Raw genomic sequence first — 25,155 nt, forward strand, 5'->3', positions numbered from 1 at the left:
TAAGGAACTATCTTGCGTCTTTTTCATTTCTGCCTTGTCTAGGCTTGCCAGTTCTGCCCGGTCTCTTGTTATCTCTCTGACCGCCGCCTTGACCTTGGCCTGGTGTTCTTGCTTTCTTAGGCTCTTTGCGTGTCAGCATGCTTTCGCCATTTGCTTTAGGAAGTATTTCACCTTTGCAAATCCAAACCTTAACGCCAATTTTTCCGTAAGTGGTGTTCGCTTCAGCAAAGCCGTAGTCAATGTCTGCGCGAAGCGTTGAAAGTGGTACATTGCCTTCGCTGTAGTTTTCAGATCTAGCGATTTCCGCTCCGCCAAGACGACCGGAAGTCATAATCTTAATACCCTCTACAGCACCGGAACGCATGGTTCTGGTGATGGAACCTTTCATAGCGCGTCTGAAAGCAATACGTCTTTCGAGCTGCGACGCTATGTTTTCAGCGACGAGTTGTGCATCCATATCTGCATTTTCAACTTCAGAAATGTCGAGCTGAACAGTTTTACCAGTCATAGCCTGGATCTGCTCTCTCAATTTCTTGATGTTTTCTCCGCCGCGGCCGACAATCATGCCAGGCTTTGCGGTGAAAATGTTGATGTGGATTCTGTTGTTCGCTGCGCGATCGATATAAATTCTGGAAATGCCGGAAGTGTAAAGTTCCTTTTTAAGAAGTTTTCTGATATTAAAATCTTCAACGAGCAACTCGGAGAAGTTTTTCTTGTTAGCGTACCATTTTGAGTCCCAATCTTTAATAATACCGACTCTAAGTCCGTGTGGGCTTACTTTTTGACCCATCCGCTATTCCCTCCTTACTATTCTCTTTCGGATACCGCGACGCCTACATGGCTGCTTCTCTTAAGAATTGGATTTGCTCTGCCGTGAGAACCCGCTCTGAAACGCTTCATGACAGGTCCCTGGTTAGCATAGATTTCAGCGACAATCAGCTTGTCAACATCCATGTGGTTGTTGTTTTCTGCGTTGGCGATTGCCGACTCAAGTACTTTAAGGAAGATTCTTGCGCCTTTACGCGGAATAAACTTCAAAATCGCTTTTGCTTCTTTGGCGTTCTTGCCTCTGACCAAGTTTGCGATTGGTTTCATCTTTCTTGAGGAAATACGAACGTATTTCGCTTCAGCTCTTACTACGGATTTCATTGTGTGACCTCCTTCCGATCTAAAATGGCCTTATTTACCGCTCTTCTTATCGCCCGCGTGGCCTTTGAAAGTTCTCGTAGGGGCGAATTCTCCGAGCTTGTGGCCGATCATGTCTTCTGTCACATAAACAGGCACATGTTTTTTGCCGTCGTGAACTGCGATCGTGTGTCCAACCATTTGAGGGAAAATCGTCGAAGATCTCGACCAAGACTTGATGACTTTTTTATCTCCTGCTGCGTTCATTTCTTCAATTTTCCGGATAAGTCCTTTATGGATAAAAGGTCCTTTTTTAAGCGATCTGCTCATCCTTGCATTTCCTCCCTTCGTGCTTTGCCCGTCGAGGCCGTGGCGAACGCTCGTCCGCCACTAAGCCTGTATATTACTTCTTTCTGCTTGATACGATCATGCTGCTGGAAGCCTTCTTCTTGTTACGAGTTTTGTAACCGAGTGCAGGCTTGCCCCAAGGTGTAACTGGCGCAGGGCGTCCGATAGGGGAACGGCCTTCGCCACCACCGTGAGGGTGGTCGTTAGGGTTCATGACGGAACCACGGACAGTAGGTCTGATGCCCATATGGCGTGTACGGCCAGCTTTACCGATCGTGATGTTCTCATGGTCGATATTGCCAACTTGGCCGATAGTCGCGCGGCATTCAATTCTGACATAACGCGTTTCGCCAGAAGGAAGTCTGAGAAGCGCAAGTTTGCCTTCTTTAGCCATCAACTGAGCAGCGTTTCCTGCAGAACGAACGAGCTGAGCACCTTTGCCAGGTTTAAGCTCAATATTATGGATCATGGTACCGAGCGGGATATTGCTCAGTGGCATAGCATTGCCAATCTTGATGTCATGGCCTTCACCGGAAATGATGACGTCCCCGACAGCAATTTTGTGAGGTGCTACGATGTAACGTTTTTCACCGTCAGCATAGTGAAGAAGTGCGATGTTTGCCGAACGATTTGGATCATATTCGATAGAGGCAACAGTTGCAGGAACGTTGTCCTTGTTGCGCTTGAAATCGATCATACGATATTTGACTCTAGTACCGCCGCCTCTGTGGCGAACAGTGATTTTACCTTGATTATTACGACCTGAATTCTTCTTGATCGAAACAGTCAGGGCCTTTTCAGGTGTGAACTTTGTGATTTCCTCAAAAGTCGACACCGTCATCTGTCTGATCGCAGGCGAAGTGGGTTTAAACCCTCTGATACCCATGTTTTTTCCCTCCTTCAGTAATTAAATGCCTTCGAAGAACTCGATGTCTTTGCTGCCTGGAGCCAATTTGACAATGGCTTTTTTCCAGCTGGAAGTCTTGCCGACATATTTGCCTTGTCGCTTAACTTTTCCATCGACGTTCATGGTGTTGACCTTTTCAACTTTGACACCGAAAATAGTCTCTACCGCCTGGCGGATTTCCGTTTTGTTGGCGTCCTTATGGACTTCGAAAGTATATTTCTTCTCAGAAGTACCCATCATGCTCTTCTCAGTCACAATTGGGCGAATAATAACGTCATAAGCTGTTTTCATTACGCGTATACCTCCTCGAGTTTCTCGACAGCAGCTTTAGTGATGATGAAGCTGTTGTGGTTGAGGATCTCGTAAACGTTGAGCTGACCAACGAAGGATGTCTTGACGCCAGGAATATTGCTGGCGGAAAGAACTACGTTGTCATTCTTGTCAAGGGTGACAATAAGTGCTTTCTTGTCAGCGTTGATATTTTTAAGAACGCTGATCATTTCTTTGGTCTTTGGCGCCTCGAATGCGAGGTCCTCAAGGACGACAATCTCACCGTTTTGAACTTTTGAGCTCAGCGCAGACTTGAGTGCAAGTCTCTTGATTTTCTTTGGCAGAACATAGCTGTAATCTCTTGGCTTCGGTGCGAATACCACGCCGCCGCCTACAAAATGAGGCGCTCTGATGGTACCTTGACGAGCGTTGCCAGTGCCCTTCTGACGGAACGGCTTACGGCCGCCGCCGCGAACTTCGGCTCTTGTCTTTGCAGACTGTGTGCCTTGTCTTTGATTGGCGAGATAGTTGACAACAACCTGGTGAAGAACTTGTTTGTTGACCTCAACGCCGAAAATACTATCACTCAGTTGAATTTCTCCAACTTTTTCACCGGACATGTTTAAAACATCTAATTTAGCCACGTTGCTTCCTCCTTTCCTTTACTCGAATCACTATTTGCCAGACTTGACCGTTGGTTTAATGGTCAACAGGCAGCCTTTAGGTCCCGGAACCGAGCCTTTAAGAAGGATCAGGTTGCGGTCTGCTTCTACACGGACAACGTCGATATTTTGAATCGTGATCTTTTCACGGCCCATACGACCTGCCATTGGCATACCTTTAACAACTTTACCCGGGAAAGTGCCGGCACCGATTGAGCCTGCAAGCCTGTGGCTTTTGGAACCGTGAGTCATAGGACCGCGTGAATGGTTCCAACGCTTGATGTTGCCTTGAGTACCTTTACCTTTGGAAATACCGGAAACATCCACAGCTGCGCCTTCAGCGAAGAGATCTGCTTTAATTTCCTGGCCGACTGTAAATGCAGACGCATCTTCTACCGTGAATTCGCGAACATACTTCTTGATTTCAACGCCAGCTTTTGCGAAATGACCTTTAGTCGGTTTGTTGGCTCTGTTTGCTTTCGTATCACCGAATGCCACCTGGATAGCTGAGTAGCCGTCCGTTTCAACCGTTTTGACTTGTGTGACATGCATAGGGCCTGCTTCAACAACAGTGACTGGAACGACATTGCCGTTTGCGTCAAATACCTGTGTCATGCCGATTTTTTTACCTAAAATACCTAACATTGAGTTTACACCTCCCGATAATCTTACAGCGGATTGCTCCAGCAATCATACTAAGCTTGAGGGTTGAATCTATTCAAACCAATCTCTTAGTAACGACAGTAGGGTATTACAGTTTGATTTCAATATCCACACCAGCTGGAAGATCAAGTCTCATGAGAGAATCAACCGTCTTTGGCGTTGGATTGAGAATGTCGATCAAACGCTTGTGCGTTCTGAGTTCGAACTGCTCTCTGGAATCCTTGTACTTGTGAACTGCGCGAAGAATTGTGATGATTTCCTTTTTAGTAGGAAGCGGAATTGGACCCGCTACATCAGCACCAGTTCTTTTTGCGGTCTCGACGATCTTTTGTGCTGAGCTGTCGAGAACTTTGTGATCGAACGACTTGAGTTTGATTCTGATTTTCTGTCCTTTGTTAGCCATGTGTTTTACCTCCTTGAAATAAATGCGCGTGATTTTAAACACACGACTGGGTCTATGCACACCTTGCCTGGCGTATCGCATTTTAAGGCACACAAATCCCGGTCGCCCAATTCAATGATTGGACCGTTCTCAATAGAAATTTTTCCGAGCCAGATCGGTAACCTTCTATCTCATCGCTTGTAAACACGCTTTATCATTATACTACCATCTAATCAGATATGCAACACTTTTCACACTTAAAAGTGGGCCTGTTTTTCACAGGCCCACTTCACCAAGCTTTATGCTTATATTACTTAATGATCTTGATAACGGAACCAGCGCCAACCGTACGGCCGCCCTCACGAATGGAGAACTTGAGGCCTTCTTCAACAGCGATAGGTGAGATCAAAGTGATCGTCATCTCGATGTTGTCGCCAGGCATACACATTTCTACGCCTGCAGGAAGGTGTGCAGAACCGGTAACGTCTGTCGTTCTGAAGAAGAACTGCGGTCTGTAGCCGTTAAAGAACGGTGTATGTCTGCCGCCTTCTTCTTTCTTAAGGACGTAAACTTGCGCTTCGAACTCAGTGTGTGGGTTGACTGAACCCGGCTTTGCAAGAACCTGACCGCGCTCGATCTCTGTTCTCTGTACGCCGCGAAGCAGTGCGCCGATGTTGTCGCCCGCACGACCTTCGTCGAGGAGCTTCTTGAACATCTCTACGCCTGTAACGACAACTTTGCGTTTCTCTTCTGCAAGGCCGACGATTTCAACTTCTTCCTGAACCTTGATAATACCACGTTCGATACGGCCTGTTGCGACTGTACCGCGGCCAGTGATGGAGAAAACGTCCTCGACAGGCATCAGGAACGGCTTGTCGACGTCGCGCTGTGGCTCTGGAATGTAAGTGTCGATGACTTCGAACATTTCGACGATCTTCTCTGCCCATGAAGAAGTTGGATCTTCAAGTGCAAGCAGCGCGCTGCCGCGGATGATCGGTGTGTCGTCGCCAGGGAACTCATACAGGTTGAGAAGGTCGCGAACTTCCATCTCGACGAGCTCGAGGAGCTCTTCGTCATCAACCATGTCGCACTTGTTGAGGAAGACGACAATGTATGGTACGCCTACCTGACGTGCAAGCAGGATGTGCTCGCGCGTTTGCGGCATTGGGCCGTCTGCTGCGGATACAACCAGGATGGAACCGTCCATTTGCGCTGCGCCTGTGATCATGTTCTTGACATAGTCGGCGTGGCCTGGGCAGTCAACGTGAGCGTAGTGACGGTTAGGCGTCTCGTACTCAACGTGAGCAGTTGAAATTGTGATGCCGCGCTCTCTCTCTTCTGGTGCTTTGTCGATGTTGTCGAATGCGACTTCTTCGCCAAGGCCATATTTTGTAAAGAGAACTTTTGTGATTGCTGCAGTCAGCGTCGTCTTACCGTGGTCAACGTGACCAATTGTTCCGATGTTGACGTGCGGCTTGTTTCTAAGAAACTTTTGCTTACCCATTTTCGGAGTTCCTCCCTTTAAGTCGGCTTCTGCCGACGGAATTAGTCTTAATTACTTCTTGCCCATAACCTTTTCGGCAATACTGTTTGGAACCTGCTCATAGTGGCTGAAGACCATGACATAGTTGCCTCGGCCCTGAGATGCTGAACGCAGGTCAGTTGCATAACCGAACATTTCAGAAAGTGGAACATGCGCTCTGATGACTTGGTTGCCATGAACCATTTCCATGCCTTCAAGTTTACCACGGCGAGAGTTGAGGTCACCCATAACGTCGCCAAGATATTCTTCAGGAACTGTAACTTCAACCTTCATATATGGCTCAAGCAGGATCGGATTAGCTTTCCTGAGTGCTTCCTTGACAGCCATGGAACCGGCAATCTTAAACGCCATTTCCGAGGAGTCAACTTCATGGTAAGAACCGTCATACAATTCAACATGAATGTCGACGACTTCGAAGCCGGCGAGAACGCCGTTGGAAAGTGAACCTTGAATACCCTGGTTGACCGGCTCAACGTATTCTTTAGGAATAGTACCGCCGGTAATGGTGCTTTCAAAGGTGTAGCCAACTGCTGGCTGGTTAGGACGAACACGGATTTTAACGTGACCGTACTGACCACGACCGCCGGATTGCTTGGAGTATTTGTGGTCAATATCAGCAGAACCGGAAATGGTTTCTTTGTAAGCAACCTGCGGCGCACCAATATTGGCTTCAACTTTAAACTCTCTGAGAAGTCGGTCGACGATGATTTCGAGGTGGAGTTCACCCATGCCCGCGATAATTGTCTGACCGGTTTCTTCATCTGTATAAGTTTTGAAAGTAGGGTCTTCTTCAGCAAGCTTTGAAAGCGCAATGCCCATCTTTTCCTGTCCAGCCTTTGTTTTAGGCTCGATAGCAACACGGATAACCGGATCCGGGAAGTCCATGGACTCAAGAATGATTGGCTTGCTCTCGTCGCAAAGTGTGTCGCCAGTCGTTGTGAACTTGAGACCGACAGCAGCAGCAATGTCTCCTGAATAAACCATTTCAATCTCTTCACGCTTGTTGGCATGCATTTGCAGAATACGGCTGATACGCTCTTTTTTGCCCTTTGTTGAGTTATAGACATAAGAGCCGGACTGGAGTGTACCGGAGTAAACGCGGAAGAATGACAGTCTGCCTACATAAGGATCCGTCATGATCTTAAATGCAAGCGCAGAAAACGGCTCGCTGTCAGACGCAGGACGTGAGTCCTCTTCGCCGTCCATATCAACGCCTTTGATAGCAGCGATATCGAGCGGAGATGGGAGGAAGTCGACAACAGCATCCAGCATCAGCTGTACGCCCTTGTTCTTATAGGAAGAACCGCAGAGGACTGGAACGACGAGGTTGTTGATCGTCGCAAGACGAAGGCCTCTCATGATCTCCTCGTGGGTAAATTCTTCACCCTCAAGGTATTTCATCATGAGTTCTTCGTCACCTTCAGCAACAGCTTCAACGACTTTCAGTCTGGCTTCAACAGCCATATCCATGTACTCAGCCGGAATCTCAATGATGTCGACTTCTGTACCAAGGTCGTCCTTGTAGATGTGCGCTTTCATGTCGATCAGCGTGATGATGCCTGTGAATTTGTCTTCAGCGCCAATAGGAAGCTGAATAGGTACCGCATTGGCGTGAAGTCTGTCATGCATCATGCCGACAACACGCTCAAAGTTAGCGCCTGTGATATCCATTTTGTTGATGTAGGCAATTCTAGGTACACCATAACGCACTGCCTGACGCCATACAGTTTCAGATTGTGGTTCTACGCCGCCTTTTGCACAGAAAACCGCAACGGTTCCGTCCAGAACGCGAAGTGAACGCTCAACCTCGACTGTAAAGTCAACGTGTCCCGGTGTATCAATAACGTTTATACGATGGTCTCTCCATTGGCAAGTCGTCGCTGCGGAAGTAATAGTAATTCCGCGCTCCTGTTCTTGTTCCATCCAGTCCATAGTAGCGCCGCCGTCATGAACTTCGCCGATTTTGTGCGTCTTTCCTGTATAGTAAAGAATACGCTCCGTCGTCGTTGTTTTTCCTGCGTCAATATGGGCCATGATGCCAATGTTTCTAGTCATTTCAAGAGTAAAATCTCTTGGCATATGAGTCCTCCTTCACCAAGGTGGTGCAAATCCAATCCAATAAGGGAAGGTGTTTGCGTATTACCAACGGTAATGCGCAAACGCCTTATTAGCTTCAGCCATTTTGTGAGTGTCTTCTCTCTTCTTGACAGATGCGCCGGTATTGCTCGCAGCATCAAGAAGCTCTTTAGCGAGTTTGTCCGTCATGGTCTTTTCGCCGCGCTTGCGGGAATAAGTGATCAACCATCTGAGGCCAAGTGTCTGTCTTCTTTCCGGACGAACTTCAACCGGCACCTGATAGTTGGAACCGCCGACACGTCGAGCTCTGACTTCGAGGACCGGCATAATGTTTCCGAGCGCCTCTTCGAAGACTTCGAGTGCATTCCGGCCAGTTTTCTCCGCTACGATCTCAAATGCATCATAGACGATACGCTGTGCAGTGCCGCGCTTACCGTCATACATGATGGTGTTGATGAGTTTCGTGACGACCTTGCTGCCGTATACTGGATCAGGCAACACTTCTCTTTTTGGTACATTTCCTTTTCTAGGCACGATACTTCCCTCCTTAAAATAATTCTTTCATCGGTACTCGACATAATTAATATGCCGTTGTGCGCTAATCGACTTATATAAAGCCTCTCCCGAGTCGGAAGAGGCATCTTTGGTCGTCAATGATTAGCTTTTCTTCTTAGGTCTCTTTGCACCGTATTTGGATCTCGACTGCTGACGATTTGCAACGCCAGATGTATCGAGAACGCCACGGACGATATGGTAACGCACACCTGGCAGGTCTTTTACCCTACCGCCTCTGATGAGGACAACACTGTGCTCTTGCAGGTTGTGACCGACACCAGGGATGTAGGCAGTAACCTCCATACCATTGGAAAGTCTGACCCTCGCAACTTTTCTGAGCGCTGAGTTAGGTTTCTTAGGCGTTACAGTCTTAACAGATGTACAAACGCCGCGCTTTTGTGGCGAACTTTGCTCAACAGCCGCTTTTCTAAGGGTGTTGAACGTTCTTTGAAGCGCAGGCGAAGTAGATTTGTATTCAACTTTCTCTCTGCCCTTACGGATTAATTGGTTAATTGTTGGCATTCTTGCACCTCCTTCCAGAATTATGATTCTTGATTCATTAAAACTGCTGTCGCAGCACCAACGTCAATTTTACACGCTTTTCCAAGTTCTTTCATTGTATCGATATATTCGATCGGAACTGAAAACTGAGCTGCCAATTCAACCAAGGGCCGAATGACATGCTGTTCAGCATCTTTGGCAATATACAACACGACTGCCTTTCCGCTGGTAACGGCTTTATATGACTGTTTGACGCCGACACGCAGGTTGTAACCTGAGGCAATCTCCAGCATGAGGGTGGCCTCCCATTCTAGTCTTTGGGAACTCGCTCACATGCGCACTCAATCATTTTAACACCGAGTACAGACACTGTCAACTATTTATCGTGAGTTGACAGGTCTGTCGCGGTGAAAGATTCTGCTAAAAATCCATGTCGTCAGCAGCGTCTTCATTTAAAATGGGTGGCTGGATCGCGATTTCGCGGTATTTTTTCATGCCTGTACCTGCCGGGATCAGCTTGCCAATAATGACATTTTCCTTCAGTCCTATTAATCGATCTTCTTTTCCGTTAATAGCCGCTTCAGTCAGAACACGCGTCGTCTCCTGGAAGGAGGCTGCGGACAAGAAGGATTCAGTTGCCAGGGAAGCTTTGGTAATACCAAGCAGTGTGCGGCTTCCGGTTGCAGGTGTGCCACCCGCTGCCTCGATTTTCTCGTTTTCATCGAGAAAATCACGATAGCTGCTGACGCCGCCCGGCAACAGGAGTGAGTCACCCGGATCATCTATCTTGACTTTTGAAAGCATCTGCTTAACTATGATCTCAATGTGTTTGTCGTTGATATCAACGCCCTGCAGACGGTAAACTCTTTGTACTTCCTTAGTAATGTATTCCTGAACGCCACGAACACCTACGACTCTAAGCAGGTCGTGTGGGTTGATAGAGCCTTCCGTAATCAGATCTCCGGCTACGACTCTGTCGCCTTCCTTGACTTTTATGCGTGATCCAAAGACGATTTGAGAGATGCTTTGCTCACCATCTTCACGCGTAATAACAACTTCACGTTTCTTTTTGGATTCTCTGAAAGCAACAACCCCGTCGACCTCGGCAATAACCGCCTGGCCTTTCGGCTTTCTGGCTTCAAATAATTCCTCAACACGCGGGAGACCTTGTGTAATGTCGCCGCCGGCAACGCCGCCGGTATGGAAGGTTCTCATTGTCAGCTGCGTACCCGGCTCACCAATCGACTGGGCTGCGATAATACCTACCGCTTCGCCGACGTTGACCGATTTTCCTGTCGCCAGGTTGATGCCGTAGCACTTGCTGCAAACGCCATAAGGCGTTTCACAGGTCAGGACTGTTCTTACATAGACCTTGTCAAGAGCGGCTTTGACAATCATTTCCGCGTGCTCATCCTGAATCATGGTGTCCGCAGAAACGAGGAGCTCACCTGTTTCTGGGTGAAGAATATCCACTGCCGGATATCTGCCCATGACGCGTTCTTCAAGTGATTCAATCACTTCATTGCCATCCTTGAAGGCCGTGACCCAAATGCCGGAAGTTGTCCCGCAATCGATATCCCGTACAATGACATCCTGGCTGACGTCGACAAGCCGCCGGGTCAGGTATCCGGAGTCCGCCGTACGAAGTGCTGTATCCGCAAGACCTTTACGAGCACCGGTCGTGGAAATAAAGTACTCAAGTACCGTCAGACCTTCACGGAAGTTAGAAACAATCGGAATCTCAACCGTACGGCCGAGAGCATTGGCCATCAGACCACGCATACCCGCAAGCTGTCGGATCTGGTTTTTACTTCCGCGGGCACCGGAGTGCGCCATGATTTTAACGTTGTTGAGACGGTCAAGACTGTCCATCAGGACTTCTGTAACATCGTCCGTAGTCTTGGTCCAAGTCTCGATGACTTTCTCATAGCGTTCTTCATCCGAAATCAGTCCGCGTCTGTAAGCTTTCTGATATTTATCAACCATGACTCTGGCTTCGTTGACGAGTTCCCACTTCTCCTTAGGAATGTCCATATCAGAAACCGAAATGGTAATCGCACCCTTTGTTGAGTATCTGAAGCCCATTTCTTTCATGTGGTCGAGAATGTTGGCGGTGATTGTATTGCCATGTTTTTTAAAGCATTTGCCGATGATCTCTTCGAGTTTCTTCTTGGTACAGAGGAAATCGATTTCAAGGGCATTTGGATCCTGGGCACGGTTTACAAATCCGAGATCCTGAGGGACCTTCTCGTTAAAGATAAATCGGCCGACTGTACTTTCGATCAGAATCGGCTCTCCGGTAATCGCGTCAAACCTGCGAAGTCTGACCTTCGCGTGAAGGCTGACAGCTTTATTCTCGTAAGCCAGCATCATCTCGTCAAAATCTTTGTAAACGGACCCTTCGCCTTTATCGCCATCGATGTCTACAGTGAGATAGTAAGCACCGAGAACCATGTCCTGGGTAGGCGTCGTAATAGGTGATCCGTCTTTTGGAGCCAGAATATTGTTGACAGACAGCATCAGGAATCTTGCTTCAGCTTGAGCCTCAACAGACAGCGGTACGTGAACTGCCATTTGGTCGCCGTCAAAGTCAGCGTTATACGCCGTACAAACAAGCGGATGAAGTCTGATCGCCTTGCCTTCAACAAGGACCGGCTCAAACGCTTGAATACCAAGTCTGTGCAGCGTCGGTGCGCGGTTCAGAAGAACCGGATGATCTTTGATGACATCTTCGACAATGTCCCAAACTTCCGGACGTATTCTTTCTACCATACGCTTGGCGCTCTTGATGTTATGGACGTACCCTTCCTTGACAAGGCGCTTCATGACAAAAGGCTTGAACAATTCGAGGGCCATTTTCTTTGGCAGGCCGCACTGATAGAACTTGAGTTCCGGACCGACGACGATAACCGAACGGCCTGAATAGTCAACACGCTTGCCGAGCAGGTTCTGACGGAATCGTCCCTGTTTGCCCTTCAGCATGTCAGACAGAGACTTAAGCGGACGGTTGCCGGGACCGGTGACTGGTCTGCCCCTTCTGCCGTTGTCGATCAGCGCATCGACCGCTTCCTGAAGCATGCGTTTTTCATTTCGTACGATAATGTCCGGAGCGCCGAGTTCCAGGAGGCGCTTCAGACGATTGTTTCTGTTTATGACCCGACGGTAAAGGTCGTTCAGGTCGGACGTTGCAAATCTGCCGCCGTCGAGCTGAACCATAGGCCGAAGATCCGGCGGGATGACAGGGATGACATCCAGAATCATCCATGTAGGATCATTGCCGGACTTTCTAAAGGCTTCGACAACTTCAAGACGTCGGATGGCGCGGATGCGCTTTTGGCCCGTGCTGTCTTCAAGTCTGGCGCGAAGCTCTTTGCTGAGCTCAACCAAGTCGATCTTCATGAGAATTTCCTGTATCGCTTCAGCTCCCATTGCCGCTTTGAAGAGATTTCCGAACTTGTCGCGGTTTTCCTGATACTCGCGCTCTGAGAGCAGCTGCTTATAGGCCAGCCCGGACTCACCCGGATCCGTTACTATATAAGACGCAAAGTAAAGTACTTTTTCCAGGGAACGCGGAGACATGTCAAGCAGAATCCCCATTTTCGAAGGAATTCCTTTGAAGTACCAGATATGGGAAACAGGCGCCGCGAGTTCAATGTGGCCCATTCTCTCGCGTCTGACCTTCGCTTTTGTAACTTCGACGCCACAGCGGTCACAGACGACACCCTTGTAACGAACGCGCTTATATTTGCCGCAATGACATTCCCAGTCTTTTGTAGGTCCAAATATTTTCTCACAGAACAGCCCCTCTTTTTCAGGCTTTAAGGTTCTGTAGTTAATCGTTTCCGGTTTTTTGACCTCACCCTTGGACCAAGAACGGATCTTGTCCGGTGAAGCCAGCCCAATTTTGATTGAATCAAAATTCGTAAACTCTAGCAAGGGCATTCCTCTCCCTTCGGATATCAGTCTTCGTTGTCAAAGAGATCTTCGTCCTGCGTGCCGAGATCTTCATCCTCATCATCGTAAATCGAAGCTTCGCTGTAGCCTTCGCTCACTTCGCGCTGCGCATCCTCGCGGATGTAGAGATCATGCTGCGGCAACTCATCTTCAAGCAGCTCGCTGTGAAGCATCATGCCGTCGTCATCATCTTCGCGGATTTCAATTTCACCGGCATCGTCTCTCAGCACCTTCACATCGAGCGCCAGGGACTGGAGCTCTTTGATAAGTACTTTGAAGGACTCTGGAATACCCGGTTCAGGAATGTTCTCACCTTTAACAATGGCCTCGTATGCTTTGACACGTCCTACGACGTCGTCTGACTTGACCGTGAGGATCTCCTGAAGTGTGTGTGCTGCGCCATAGGCTTCGAGTGCCCAAACTTCCATTTCACCAAATCGCTGGCCGCCAAACTGTGCTTTACCACCAAGCGGCTGCTGTGTGACGAGTGAGTAAGGACCTGTGCTTCTGGCGTGGATCTTGTCGTCGACAAGGTGGTGAAGTTTAAGCATATACATGTAGCCAACGGTGACGCTGTTGTCGAAGAAGTCGCCTGTACGTCCGTCTCTCACGCGCAGTTTGCCGTCGCGCGGATAGTTGGCTTGCTCGAGAATATCCATGATCTGAATCTCGTTGGCACCGTCGAACACTGCAGTAGCAATCTTCCAACCGAGTTTCTTAGCGGCAAGACCCAAGTGAATTTCAAGGACCTGGCCGATATTCATACGTGAAGGTACACCGAGGGGATTAAGGACAACCTGGAGCGGTGTGCCATCTTCGAGGAAAGGCATATCTTCTTCAGGCAGAATTCTTGAAATAACACCCTTGTTGCCGTGACGGCCGGCCATTTTATCACCGACGCTGATCTTTCTCTTCTTGGCAATATAGACTCTGACGAGAATATTGACACCCGGAGGCAGCTCGTCCCCATTTTCACGGGTAAAGACTTTAACGTCGACAATAATGCCAGACTCGCCATGCGGAACGCGCAGAGATGTATCCCGGACTTCACGTGCCTTTTCTCCAAAGATCGCTCTGAGGAGACGTTCCTCAGCCGTCAATTCCGTTTCACCTTTTGGTGTCACTTTGCCGACGAGGATGTCCCCGGAAATGACCTCAGCCCCAATCCGGATAATACCGCGCTCATCCAGATTTTTAAGTGCATCATCACTGACATTTGGAATGTCTCTGGTGATCTCTTCTGGGCCCAGCTTCGTATCCCTGGCTTCTGCTTCATATTCTTCAATATGAATGGAAGAAAGAACATCATACTTGACGAGTTCTTCGCTAAGCAAAATAGCATCCTCGTAGTTATAACCTTCCCATGTCATAAATCCAATCAGAAGGTTTGCGCCAAGCGCTATCTCGCCTTCGTCCGTAGACGGGCCATCTGCGATTATGTCTCCGGCCTGAACGCGCGCACCCTTCATAACCAACGGCTTTTGATTGATGCAGGTGCCTTGGTTGGAACGCTTGAATTTGAGAAGCTTGTGTTTTTCTTTCGAGCCGTCATCACACTTAATGATGATCTCATCCGCGGACACGAACTGTACCATGCCATCTTTTTGAGCGATTTCAACGACGCCTGAATCCTTCGCCGCGATATACTCAATGCCCGTACCAATGATAGGCGCCTGTGTCACGACAAGCGGTACTGCCTGACGCTGCATGTTGGAACCCATCAGGGCCCGGTTGGCGTCGTCGTTCTCAAGGAATGGAATCATAGCCGTTGCGACAGAAACCATTTGCTGTGCCGAAACTTCCATTAAATCTACTTCCGTTGAAGGGAAGAGTTTAATGTCCGCTTTTCTGCGGCAAACGACGGACGTGTTCTCAAAAAAGCTGTTCTCATTCAGTCTTTCATTTGCCGGAGCTATGATGAACTTTTCTTCAGTATCCGCTGTAAAATAAACCACCTCTTGCGTGACAACATTGTTCTCTTTGTCGATTATGCGATAAGGCGATTCAATAAAACCATACTCATTTATACGCGCATACGTGCTTAAGGAACCGATCAGGCCTATGTTCGGACCTTCCGGCGTCTCGATTGGGCACATGCGGCCGTAATGAGAGTGGTGGACGTCCCGGACTTCGAAGCCTGCACGTTCTCTGGAGAGACCGCCAGGGCCCAGAGCAGACAGTCTGCGCTTGTGAGTCAGTTCTGCAAGCGGGTTCGTTTGGTCCATGAACTGAGAGAGCTGTGAACTGCCGAAAAACTCTTTAATGGAAGCGACTACAGGACGAATATTGATCAGTGCCTGCGGTGTAATGGTCTCCATATCCTGAATGGTCATTCTCTCGCGAACGACGCGCTCCATCCTGGACAAGCCAATTCTGAACTGGTTCTGCAAGAGCTCGCCAACTGAACGAATTCTGCGGTTGCCCAAGTGGTCGATATCATCTACATCACCGATACCATGTGCCACATTCAGAATGTAGCTGATGGACGCGAGAATGTCATCTACAATGATATGTTTTGGAGACAGTTCTTTAAGTCTCTCACGGACAGCTTCCATAATTTCGTTTTCAGTAGATGCCTGATTGAGGATATCCATTAAGACCGGGTAATAAACCTTGTCTGGTACATTAATGCCTGTAATGTTAGGCACAAACGCTTTAAGATCAACAAATCGGTTGCCGACGACTCGGACGATTTTATCATCTTCAGCGTACACGTCCACAAAACGGATGCCTGAATTTTCAATGGCAAATGCCTTTTGTCGACTGATTTTCTGATCTTTTTCCAGCAATAGCTCGCCGGTGTTCGGATCAATGATATCGTGGGCGGCAATGGCCCCTTCTATACGATTGCTGATTCCGAGTTTTTTATTAAACTTATATCTGCCAACTTTTGCAAGATCATATCGCTTGTCATCAAAGAACAAGGACTGAATCAGGCTTCTGGCACTGTCCACGGTTGGCGGTTCACCCGGACGGAGTTTCTTGTAAATTTCGAGCAGCGCTTCTTCCTCTGAGCGCGTGCTGTCCTTATCCAATGTCTTGAGAAGTCTTTCATCCTCTCCAAACATGGAAATGATTTCCTGGTCCGTAATATAACCTAATGCCCTGATCAGAATTGTCATAGGAAGTTTTCTGGTGCGGTCGATTCTGACCGAGAGAACATCATTGGAATCCGTTTCGTATTCCAGCCATGCGCCGCGGTTAGGAATCACCGTTGTGGAATACAGTTTTGTACCCACTTTATCCAGCTTCATATCGTAATAAGTTCCCGGAGATCTGACGAGCTGGCTAACAATGACACGTTCCGCGCCATTGATAATAAACGTACCTTTGTCTGTCATGAGTGGGAAATCGCCCATAAAGACTTTCTGCTCTTTAACTTCTCCGGTTTCCTTGTTGACGAAACGGACCTGGACTTTGAGCGGAACCGCATAGTTTACGTCCCGTTCCTTACATTCCTCTACGTCATACTTGGATTCTTTTTCCAACTCGTAATCAATAAATTCCAGAACGAGATTCCCGGTGTAATCCTGGATTGGAGAAATATCCTCAAAGGCCTCCATAAGGCCTTCTTCGAGGAACCACTGAAATGACTTCTTTTGAATCTCAATCAGATTCGGAATGTCAATCAGCTTGCCAATCGTAGAAAAACTCATTCTCGTCTTGCTCCCGAGTTGTATAGGCTGTGGCATCAAGTCTTCACCCCTCATTAATAGTCAGACAGAATACAATGGATAACAACGTTTTATAAGCTAAATCTGGCGTTTAACAAAAAATAACGATAAAACGCCATCTTAACAATGACATTTTACTTACATACTTATGGCATTATAAAATAATAGCACAGTGAATTATCGAAGTCAACAACAGAATAGTCCGCAGAGGAAATTTTTGCGCTGTCTTTTGTTCGAAGCCACCTAAGCTGCTCAAAAACAAACCGCCGAATCTGATACACGGTGTTGATCCCGGTACCATCGGCAAGCCGGCAGTGTTTTTCAACTGCTTCAAGCGAAAACAAGGGATCGTCCGGCCGCACAAACGAGCAGGACAATCCCTTGATGACTCTAGCTTTATTACTTGAGTTCGACAGTAGCGCCAGCGCCTTCGAGGGCAGCTTTAACTTTGTCAGCTTCTTCTTTAGGAAGTTGCTCTTTAACTGGCTTTGGAGCGTTGTCGACAAGGTCTTTTGCTTCCTTGAGACCAAGGCCTGTAAGTTCGCGGACAACTTTGATAACTTCGATTTTCTTTGCGCCTGCAGCAGCAAGAATGACGTCAAACTCAGTCTTCTCTTCTACAACAGGACCAGCAGCAGCAGCACCGACAACAACTGGAGCAGATGCAGAAACGCCGAATTCTTCTTCACATGCTTTGACAAGCTCGTTAAGTTCGAGCACAGTCATACCTTTGATTGCTTCAATAATTTGCTCTTTAGTTACCATTTAGGTACACCTCCATAGATTAATGTTTCAGGATGCGGCCGGGAATCTCCGGCCAGGTTTTGGATTAAGCAGACTTGCCTTCTTGCTTGTCGATAATGTTCTGCAAGAGGTAAGCAAAATTGGAAACAGGCGATTTGATACTGCCAAGGAATTTCGCGATGAGCACTTCGCGTGATGGGATATCAGCGATAGCCTTAATACCGTCGAGATCATAGTAAGTGCTCTCAATGACACCTGACTTAAGCTCAAGATTCTTATGATCTTTTGCGAAATCTTTCAGAATCTTCGCTGGAACAACCGGATCACCATAGCCGAATGCAATAGCGTTCGGGCCTGTGAGATCATTCGCCAGCGTTTCGAAAGCAGTACCTTCGAGCGCGAGCTTAACAAGGTTGTTTTTGTAAATTTTATAATCGACGCCAGCTTCTCTGAAAATTTTTCTAAGCTCAGTTGCTTCCTCAACTTTGAGGCCGCGGTAGTCAACTATGACGACCGATTTAGCTTGTTCAAATTTTTCTTTGATTTCCTCGACGATTATCTTCTTTTTGTCAAAGTTATTAGACATCAGTCCACCTCCTCTGTGACTTATCTGGAACAAAAAACCTCTCTTCCGTAGACAAGAGAGGTTAAAAGCAAAACTGAGCTGCTCTATAATTGACCTCGGTAGGATATTAAGCGCTAAGGCACCTACTGTCTACGGTGGATATTCGATTGGTTGTCCGGTACTGAGTCCTCGGGTATTGTATCACTTGAAAAGTGATCCGTCAACCCCAAGATTACAGCTTCGCAGCGTTGATGCGAATGCCCGGGCTCATAGTGCTTGCAACCGTGACACTGCGCAGGTAAGTACCTTTGGCAGCTGCTGGCTTCGCTTTAATCAGCGCATCCATAATAACACGGAAGTTTTCGACGAGTTTCTCGTCTTCGAATGAAATTTTACCGATGACAACGTGAACAATGTTCGTCTTGTCAAGTCGATACTCAACTTTACCAGCTTTGATCTCGTTGACAGCGCGAGCGATGTCAAAAGAGACGGTGCCGGATTTAGGGTTTGGCATGAGTCCTTTAGGACCGAGCACACGGCCAAGACGGCCGACGAGACCCATCATGTCAGGTGTTGCAACCATGACATCAAAGTCAAACCAGTTTTCATTCTGAATTTTGTTGATCATGTCTTCAGCACCGACGAAATCAGCACCGGCATTCTCAGCCTCGACTGCCTTTTCGCCTTTTGCAATGACAAGGACTTTCTTAGTTTTACCGATACCGTGCGGCAGTACTACTGCGCCACGAACCTGTTGGTCCGCGTGACGGCCGTCAACACCAAGCTTGACGTGAACTTCAACAGTCTCATCGAATTTAGCGCGAGCGAGCTTTTTGACGAGTGAAATAGACTCATCCACATCATAAAGCTTGCCAGCTTCGATCAACTTTGCAGCCTCGGCATAATGTTTTCCAACTTTAGCCATTCTTTTTCCTCCTCGTGGTTTTAGCGGATATCCTCCCACTGATTGTCAGGGATTACTCCTCGACAACGACGCCCATGCTTCGGGCAGTACCCATGACCATGCTCATTGCAGCTTCTATGCTGCCGGCAGTGAGGTCTGGCATTTTCTGCTCAGCGATTTGACGAACCTGGTCCTTGGAAATCTTCGCAACTTTTGTTTTGTTAGGTACACCTGAGCCACTTTCGATATTGCATGCCTTTTTGATGAGGACAGCAGCCGGCGGTGTTTTAGTGATGAAAGAGTAAGATCTGTCTTGGTAAATCGTGATTACAACCGGGATAATAAGACCCGCTTGATCAGCAGTTCTTGCGTTGAAGTCCTTACAGAACTGCATGATGTTGACGCCGTGCTGACCAAGCGCCGGACCAACTGGCGGAGCCGGGGTTGCTTTAGCTGCAGGAATCTGAAGTTTGACCATACCTGTTACTTTTTTAGCCATCTTGATTACACCTCCTTGATGAAAAGATGTCAGTTCATGAACTGGATGAAATCACCAGCCGCATAAAGTTTCTGACGATCCATCTTATATAAAAAGCCGGTTAAAGCTTTTCAATCTGATCGAATTCGAGTTCAACCGGTGTTTCACGGCCAAACATCTCAATTCTCACTTTGACGGTCTGCTTTTCAGGATGAATTTCCTCTATGGCGCCGGAGAAATTCTGGAACGGACCATAAATCACCTGAACCACATCACCTTTTTTATAGTCCACTTGAACGACTCTGTGTTTTTCGATCCCCATTTTCCTGACTTCATCTTCCGTCAGCGGGATAGGCTTCGAGCCCGGACCCACAAATCCGGTAACGCCGCGTGTATTTCTCACGACATACCATGATTCATCCGTCATGAACATTTTCACGAGGACATATCCGGGGAAAATCTTACGGGACTTCGTCTTTCTCTTGCCATTTTTGATCTCAGTAATGTCTTCGGTTGGAACGGCGACTTCGAGGATTATGTCATCCATGCCGCGGTTTTCAACGATTTTTTCGATATTGGCCTTAACTTTGTTTTCGTGTCCCGAATACGTATGGACAACGTACCACTTTGCTCTTTCAGACATAATACGACCGGTTGTCTTTAAACAACCTCTGCCCCCCTTCCTTCAACTTATCCTTCCAAGATCCTAGAGGAACAGATTCAGTCCGGAAGTAAACACTGAGTCGACTGCCCAAAGAAACACAGCCATCAATATACACATGACTACTACCACTGAAGTATAGGAGATCATGTCTTTTCGATTTGGCCAGTTGACCTTCTTCAATTCCGCCTTGACACCTTTGAAGAATGCAGAGCTCTTCTTCGCTGTAGGATTTGATTGTGTTGTCATCTAATCACACCTTCACGTTTATAATCGAAGCGAAGCATTACTTCGTTTCCTTGTGTGCCGTGTGTTTCTTGCAGAACTTGCAGTACTTTTTGATTTCAAGTCTGTCCGGATCATTCTTCTTGTTCTTGGACGTATTGTAGTTACGCTGTTTACAATCTGTGCAAGCCAAAGTAATATTGAGTCTCACCTAAAACACCTCCTATAGGTTTGTTTATTATATTTAAGAGCGCACTCTTCTCCAGTGTAGCAGTACTGAATTAATCTATCACAGTTTAAATTCTGTGTCAACCTTAAAACGAGAAGCACGACAAAGAAAGAGCCTTTGAATCGGCTCCGAAGTTCCCTGAGAATTTGAAAGAGCCAGGTAGCCTGGCTCTTTCCGCATGACCCTATTTTATCTTTTAGGTTTCTTAATTACTTAATGATCTTGATAACGGAACCAGCGCCAACCGTACGGCCGCCCTCACGAATGGAGAACTTGAGGCCTTCTTCAACAGCGATAGGTGAGATCAAAGTGATCGTCATCTCGATGTTGTCGCCAGGCATACACATTTCTACGCCTGCAGGAAGGTGTGCAGAACCGGTAACGTCTGTCGTTCTGAAGAAGAACTGCGGTCTGTAGCCGTTAAAGAACGGTGTATGTCTGCCGCCTTCTTCTTTCTTAAGGACGTAAACTTGCGCTTCGAACTCAGTGTGTGGGTTGACTGAACCCGGCTTTGCAAGAACCTGACCGCGCTCGATCTCTGTTCTCTGTACGCCGCGAAGCAGTGCGCCGATGTTGTCGCCCGCACGACCTTCGTCGAGGAGCTTCTTGAACATCTCTACGCCTGTAACGACAACTTTGCGTTTCTCTTCTGCAAGGCCGACGATTTCAACTTCTTCCTGAACCTTGATAATACCACGTTCGATACGGCCTGTTGCGACTGTACCGCGGCCAGTGATGGAGAAAACGTCCTCGACAGGCATCAGGAACGGCTTGTCGACGTCGCGCTGTGGCTCTGGAATGTAAGTGTCGATGACTTCGAACATTTCGACGATCTTCTCTGCCCATGAAGAAGTTGGATCTTCAAGTGCAAGCAGCGCGCTGCCGCGGATGATCGGTGTGTCGTCGCCAGGGAACTCATACAGGTTGAGAAGGTCGCGAACTTCCATCTCGACGAGCTCGAGGAGCTCTTCGTCATCAACCATGTCGCACTTGTTGAGGAAGACGACAATGTATGGTACGCCTACCTGACGTGCAAGCAGGATGTGCTCGCGCGTTTGCGGCATTGGGCCGTCTGCTGCGGATACAACCAGGATGGAACCGTCCATTTGCGCTGCGCCTGTGATCATGTTCTTGACATAGTCGGCGTGGCCTGGGCAGTCAACGTGAGCGTAGTGACGGTTAGGCGTCTCGTACTCAACGTGTGCAGTTGAAATTGTGATGCCGCGCTCTCTCTCTTCTGGTGCTTTGTCGATGTTGTCGAATGCGACTTCTTCGCCAAGGCCATATTTTGTAAAGAGAACTTTTGTGATTGCTGCAGTCAGCGTCGTCTTACCGTGGTCAACGTGACCAATTGTTCCGATGTTGACGTGCGGCTTGTTTCTAAGAAACTTTTGCTTACCCATTTACGGAGTTCCTCCTTTTTGTATGCATTCACAGTTTAGATGACTTTAAACAACAACGCGATTCATTGGTGACTTAAACTATTGTGGAGCCCACGAGCGGACTTGAACCGCCGACCTCCGCCTTACCAAGGCGACACTCTACCTCCTGAGCTACATGGGCACGAAAGATCACCAATAAATCGTTTTGAGAGACTAGGAAACTAATTCTTTTCTTCCTGAAGAAACTTTTCAAGTTTGCGTTTCACTCTCTGTAAAGCATTATCTATGGATTTGACATGTCTGTCAAGGTCTTCCGCAATTTCTTGATAGGATTTTCCTTGAAGATAAAACATGAGGACTTGCCATTCAAGCTCGCTGAGGACCTCGCCAATTTTCGCCTCAATACTGTCGAACTCTTCCCTTGAGATCAATAATTCCTCAGGATTTGAAATGACTTTACCTGACAGAACATCCAGCAGCGTGCGCTCAGATTCCTCATCATAGATGGGTTTATTCAGGGAAACGTAACTGTTCAGCGGAATGTGCTTCTGCCGCGTCGCAGTTTTGATGGCAGTAATAATCTGCCTTGTAATGCATAATTCGGCAAATGCACGGAAGGATGACATTCTGCCCGGCCTGTAGTCACGAGTGGCTTTAAACAGTCCAATCATGCCTTCCTGGATAATGTCTTCCCGATCCGCACCTATTAAAAAATAAGTTCGGGCTTTGGCGCGGACAAAGTTCTTGTACTTCTTGATCAGATATTCCTGGGCTTTGGCATCACCAGTTCTGGCAAGCGCCACAATATCTTCCTCATGGCAGCTGTCCAGGTCGGACACCTCTTCAAACCGAGAATAGATCTCCATAAACTTTGCCCCCTGCAATATGCCGTCTTTTTCATTATACCTGATCCAGAATTGTCACGTCAAGATTTATTCCCTTTTCGAATGGTATCCAAAAGTGCTTTTGCTTCGCCGGAAAGCTGCGCCTCTATAGAATCCCCTGTTTTAACCTGCTTGGGCAGACGTTCCTGGATTGCCTGCCGTACCCGTTCCAGTTCAAAGCAGAACTCGCGCGGCGTCATTCTGACCGCACCGCTTCCCATGACCACCTGCTGTTCAGCCCAGTCCGAAGTGACTACGCGAACAAGATGCTTGGGGTCTTGAACTAAACGTTCCACTTCCGATTCAATATAGCTGTCAGCCGTTTGATGCTCCTTAGTATAGATCACAACAACCCCTTTGAACATCTCACGTTTGATCTTTTTGCCCTTGGAGGTGTATGCATCAAAGACAACCACCACAGCATCTCCAGTGAACGCCTGGTAATCGACAAGATCATCCAGAAGGGCGTAGCGGGCAGATTCAAGAGACGCCCTGGACAGCGATTTGTAGCGTTCTACAGCGTGAATGACGTTGTAGCCATCCAGCATTAAGAATTTATTTCTCCCTATCAGCCTTTTGTTTTGTCTTGGTAACTTAGGTCTGTTTTCCATAGCGCTGTCTGAACACTTCATACATCAGAATGGAAGCAGCCACAGAGGCATTCAGCGAAGAGACTTTTCCCTTCATGGGAATTTGCACGAGAAAATCACAGTGAGACTTAACCAGGCGGCTGATGCCCTGACCTTCACTGCCTATGACAAGGGCAATGCTTCCTGTCAAATCCGCGTCGAAATGGGCAACACTGCCCTCCATTTCAGCAGCCGCGATCCACAGCCCTCTCTTTTTGAGCATCTCAATGCTCTGGCTTAAATTTGTCACTCTGCAAACCGGCACATATTCAAGTGCACCTGCACTGGTCTTGGCGACTACCGCCGTCAAGCCAACGGAGCGCCGTTTTGGAATTACAACGCAATGAGCGCCAACCGCGTCCGCAGTCCGAATAATCGACCCGAGATTGTGAGGGTCTGTAATCTCATCGCATAAAATCACAAAAGGCTTCTCACCCCGTGCTTCGACCTGATCGAGGACTGTTTCAAGATCCGAATAATCATAGGCAGCGACATAAGCGATCACACCCTGATGACTGTCCGAAGTCGAGATCTGATCCAGTTTAGCCCGCGCGACTTTCTGAATAATAATATTCTTTTCACTCGCCATGGCGAGAATTTTTTTGACAGAGCCTTCTGCTGCGCCTTCAGCGACCAGAATCTTGTCAATTTCCCTGCCTGCCTTTAATGCCTCTATGACCGGATTGCGGCCCTCAATAATATCGCTCATAGCGCCTCCAACTTACAATTGTTTAAATTTTTCGCGAATTTCCACTATTTTCCCACAGGTCATGACGCCCTCTGAACAAGGTCCGCTGGCACAAGCCGGTCCAGCACTCGCAAAGACATTTGGCGCCACTTGTTTCACCAGGCGAAGCATTTCTGTAGCCAGCGCCCTGATTTCCCACTGTGCGCGCTCACAGCAGCGATGCCTGAAGAAGTTCATCAGACTCCTGGCGTTCATAGTCACGACAATTTTTGTCTCACAGGCATTGGGAAAGACGAACCGCGCATCCTCAATAGCTGCTTTCTCAGCGTTTAATGCCGCCTTTTTCGGAGAAACCCCTTCAGCGAGCATCCTGGCCTCAATTTTGGGCTTCAAGATCTCAACCAGCTCGTCATAAGCCTTTTGAGCCGACGTCATGGACGCCTGGAACAACCTGGTGGCCGCTTCATCCTGCGCAATTTCCGGCGGTGTAATGTACTCAAAATGATCGAGCCGGACGTAGCGCTGGGACTGCTGGGAGTAAGACGCGATCCTGTGCCTGACCAGCTGATGGGTCAGCACCCGGCTGACGCCTTCAACGGCAAAGGTAAAGGACATGTGTTCAATTGGGGATTCGTGACCGAGTTCTCCAAGAATTGTCAAAAACTTCGAAATCGACTCCGGATCGAGGGTTCCCGCCAAATCAGACGCGCCGGTTCTCGAGTAACACAGTTTGGCCGCCGCCGCAACAACCCTTTCAGGCTCCGGCGTATGCGCCAAAAGTTCAACATGCATTATGGATTTCCTCCCGTCTGGATGGTTTTAATGGCAATATAGTCACCATAGGGCATAACCCCGAACAGATATTTCCTGAATTTTCCTTTGTAAGCTGGCTGACCTTCAGAGACGATCTCCTCAAACTTGACCATCCTCACGATTTTTAGCGGAGGCACCTCGAGAGAGTCTATGGTTTCCTGCCTGAAGGCCTCCACCTCGGGCGACTGAAGCGCAACAGAATCCAAAAAAGCGGACTTGACGACCAGCAGCGCCAGAGAAACTGCCAAAAGGAGGAACAACATCTTTTCATAACGTGTCAGAGTTTTTTTCAT

Annotated in this window: 28 protein-coding genes, 1 tRNA gene and 1 other annotated feature; all 29 genes read right to left on the reverse strand. The window is 48.0% G+C overall.

From position 1 onward, the window contains the following. Positions 1-7: 7 nt before the first annotated feature. Entirely contained in the window at positions 8-790 is a 783-nt protein-coding gene (rpsC, locus tag AC4PHM_RS10865) for a 30S ribosomal protein S3 (RefSeq protein WP_492017797.1), read from the reverse strand. 17 nt (positions 791-807) lie between these two features. Next, on the reverse strand, positions 808-1,149 hold the full coding sequence (gene rplV / locus AC4PHM_RS10870) for a 50S ribosomal protein L22 (RefSeq protein WP_300689126.1): 342 nt from the start codon (positions 1,147-1,149) through the stop codon (positions 808-810). Between the two features lie 30 nt (positions 1,150-1,179). Beyond that, positions 1,180-1,455, reverse strand: a complete 276-nt coding sequence (rpsS, locus tag AC4PHM_RS10875; RefSeq protein WP_300689129.1) for a 30S ribosomal protein S19 — start codon at positions 1,453-1,455, stop codon at positions 1,180-1,182. 73 nt (positions 1,456-1,528) lie between these two features. Continuing rightward, positions 1,529-2,359, reverse strand: coding sequence for a 50S ribosomal protein L2 (rplB, locus tag AC4PHM_RS10880; protein WP_492017798.1), 831 nt, complete (start codon positions 2,357-2,359; stop codon positions 1,529-1,531). A gap of 21 nt (positions 2,360-2,380) precedes the next feature. Then, positions 2,381-2,671, reverse strand: a complete 291-nt coding sequence (gene rplW, locus AC4PHM_RS10885) for a 50S ribosomal protein L23 (protein ID WP_300689134.1) — start codon at positions 2,669-2,671, stop codon at positions 2,381-2,383. Continuing rightward, positions 2,671-3,294: a 50S ribosomal protein L4 gene (gene rplD / locus AC4PHM_RS10890; protein WP_492017799.1), complete on the reverse strand. Its 624-nt coding sequence runs from the start codon at positions 3,292-3,294 to the stop codon at positions 2,671-2,673. Before rplD ends, rplW begins: the two co-directional genes overlap by 1 nt. A 30-nt stretch (positions 3,295-3,324) precedes the next feature. Then, positions 3,325-3,957 (reverse strand): 50S ribosomal protein L3, encoded by a 633-nt coding sequence (rplC, locus tag AC4PHM_RS10895; protein ID WP_492017800.1) that lies wholly within the window; start codon positions 3,955-3,957, stop codon positions 3,325-3,327. A gap of 106 nt (positions 3,958-4,063) precedes the next feature. Continuing rightward, on the reverse strand, positions 4,064-4,378 hold the full coding sequence (rpsJ, locus tag AC4PHM_RS10900) for a 30S ribosomal protein S10 (RefSeq protein ID WP_092593135.1): 315 nt from the start codon (positions 4,376-4,378) through the stop codon (positions 4,064-4,066). Positions 4,379-4,667: 289 nt separating this feature from the next. Beyond that, a complete protein-coding gene (gene tuf / locus AC4PHM_RS10905; RefSeq protein WP_492017801.1) occupies positions 4,668-5,861 on the reverse strand; it encodes an elongation factor Tu in 1,194 nt (397 codons plus the stop codon). Between the two features lie 51 nt (positions 5,862-5,912). After that, positions 5,913-7,979 carry an elongation factor G gene (gene fusA / locus AC4PHM_RS10910; RefSeq protein ID WP_492017802.1) on the reverse strand — a complete coding sequence of 689 codons (2,067 nt, stop codon included), beginning with the start codon at positions 7,977-7,979 and terminating at the stop codon, positions 5,913-5,915. Positions 7,980-8,039: 60 nt separating this feature from the next. Continuing rightward, positions 8,040-8,510, reverse strand: coding sequence for a 30S ribosomal protein S7 (rpsG, locus tag AC4PHM_RS10915; protein WP_300689811.1), 471 nt, complete (start codon positions 8,508-8,510; stop codon positions 8,040-8,042). Between the two features lie 123 nt (positions 8,511-8,633). After that, positions 8,634-9,053, reverse strand: a complete 420-nt coding sequence (gene rpsL / locus AC4PHM_RS10920; RefSeq protein ID WP_092593491.1) for a 30S ribosomal protein S12 — start codon at positions 9,051-9,053, stop codon at positions 8,634-8,636. Between the two features lie 20 nt (positions 9,054-9,073). Beyond that, entirely contained in the window at positions 9,074-9,325 is a 252-nt protein-coding gene (locus AC4PHM_RS10925; protein WP_092593493.1) for a ribosomal L7Ae/L30e/S12e/Gadd45 family protein, read from the reverse strand. Between the two features lie 127 nt (positions 9,326-9,452). Beyond that, positions 9,453-12,968, reverse strand: a complete 3,516-nt coding sequence (gene rpoC, locus AC4PHM_RS10930) for a DNA-directed RNA polymerase subunit beta' (protein ID WP_492017803.1) — start codon at positions 12,966-12,968, stop codon at positions 9,453-9,455. A gap of 23 nt (positions 12,969-12,991) precedes the next feature. After that, the gene (gene rpoB / locus AC4PHM_RS10935; protein WP_492020498.1) at positions 12,992-16,678 is read right to left on the reverse strand and encodes a DNA-directed RNA polymerase subunit beta; all 3,687 of its coding nucleotides are present in this window, start codon (positions 16,676-16,678) and stop codon (positions 12,992-12,994) included. A gap of 381 nt (positions 16,679-17,059) precedes the next feature. Beyond that, positions 17,060-17,425 (reverse strand): 50S ribosomal protein L7/L12, encoded by a 366-nt coding sequence (gene rplL / locus AC4PHM_RS10940; protein ID WP_300689797.1) that lies wholly within the window; start codon positions 17,423-17,425, stop codon positions 17,060-17,062. A 64-nt stretch (positions 17,426-17,489) separates the two neighbouring features. Beyond that, the gene (gene rplJ, locus AC4PHM_RS10945; RefSeq protein WP_492017804.1) at positions 17,490-17,990 is read right to left on the reverse strand and encodes a 50S ribosomal protein L10; all 501 of its coding nucleotides are present in this window, start codon (positions 17,988-17,990) and stop codon (positions 17,490-17,492) included. 22 nt (positions 17,991-18,012) lie between these two features. Further along, positions 18,013-18,143, reverse strand: a sequence feature (ribosomal protein L10 leader region). Positions 18,144-18,201: 58 nt separating this feature from the next. Beyond that, a complete protein-coding gene (gene rplA, locus AC4PHM_RS10950; protein ID WP_492017805.1) occupies positions 18,202-18,894 on the reverse strand; it encodes a 50S ribosomal protein L1 in 693 nt (230 codons plus the stop codon). Between the two features lie 52 nt (positions 18,895-18,946). Further along, on the reverse strand, positions 18,947-19,372 hold the full coding sequence (gene rplK / locus AC4PHM_RS10955) for a 50S ribosomal protein L11 (RefSeq protein ID WP_300689793.1): 426 nt from the start codon (positions 19,370-19,372) through the stop codon (positions 18,947-18,949). Between the two features lie 100 nt (positions 19,373-19,472). Next, on the reverse strand, positions 19,473-19,994 hold the full coding sequence (gene nusG, locus AC4PHM_RS10960) for a transcription termination/antitermination protein NusG (protein WP_492017806.1): 522 nt from the start codon (positions 19,992-19,994) through the stop codon (positions 19,473-19,475). Between the two features lie 63 nt (positions 19,995-20,057). Then, positions 20,058-20,261, reverse strand: a complete 204-nt coding sequence (gene secE, locus AC4PHM_RS10965) for a preprotein translocase subunit SecE (RefSeq protein WP_492017807.1) — start codon at positions 20,259-20,261, stop codon at positions 20,058-20,060. A 37-nt stretch (positions 20,262-20,298) separates the two neighbouring features. Beyond that, the gene (gene rpmG, locus AC4PHM_RS10970) at positions 20,299-20,448 is read right to left on the reverse strand and encodes a 50S ribosomal protein L33 (protein WP_300689785.1); all 150 of its coding nucleotides are present in this window, start codon (positions 20,446-20,448) and stop codon (positions 20,299-20,301) included. Between the two features lie 227 nt (positions 20,449-20,675). Beyond that, complete coding sequence (gene tuf, locus AC4PHM_RS10975) at positions 20,676-21,869, reverse strand: elongation factor Tu (protein ID WP_492017801.1); 1,194 nt, start codon at positions 21,867-21,869, stop codon at positions 20,676-20,678. A gap of 84 nt (positions 21,870-21,953) precedes the next feature. Continuing rightward, a tRNA-Thr gene (locus AC4PHM_RS10980) sits at positions 21,954-22,029 on the reverse strand. Between the two features lie 40 nt (positions 22,030-22,069). Next, the gene (gene sigH, locus AC4PHM_RS10985; protein ID WP_492017808.1) at positions 22,070-22,714 is read right to left on the reverse strand and encodes an RNA polymerase sporulation sigma factor SigH; all 645 of its coding nucleotides are present in this window, start codon (positions 22,712-22,714) and stop codon (positions 22,070-22,072) included. Positions 22,715-22,773: 59 nt separating this feature from the next. Then, entirely contained in the window at positions 22,774-23,280 is a 507-nt protein-coding gene (locus tag AC4PHM_RS10990) for an NYN domain-containing protein (protein ID WP_492017809.1), read from the reverse strand. A 46-nt stretch (positions 23,281-23,326) separates the two neighbouring features. Further along, positions 23,327-24,070, reverse strand: a complete 744-nt coding sequence (rlmB, locus tag AC4PHM_RS10995) for a 23S rRNA (guanosine(2251)-2'-O)-methyltransferase RlmB (protein WP_492017810.1) — start codon at positions 24,068-24,070, stop codon at positions 23,327-23,329. Positions 24,071-24,082: 12 nt separating this feature from the next. Then, positions 24,083-24,841 carry an FAD-dependent thymidylate synthase gene (gene thyX, locus AC4PHM_RS11000; RefSeq protein WP_492017811.1) on the reverse strand — a complete coding sequence of 253 codons (759 nt, stop codon included), beginning with the start codon at positions 24,839-24,841 and terminating at the stop codon, positions 24,083-24,085. Beyond that, a complete protein-coding gene (locus AC4PHM_RS11005) occupies positions 24,841-25,155 on the reverse strand; it encodes a hypothetical protein (RefSeq protein WP_492017812.1) in 315 nt (104 codons plus the stop codon). Before AC4PHM_RS11005 ends, thyX begins: the two co-directional genes overlap by 1 nt.

Source organism: Acidaminobacter sp. QWL-03, assembly GCF_058683855.1.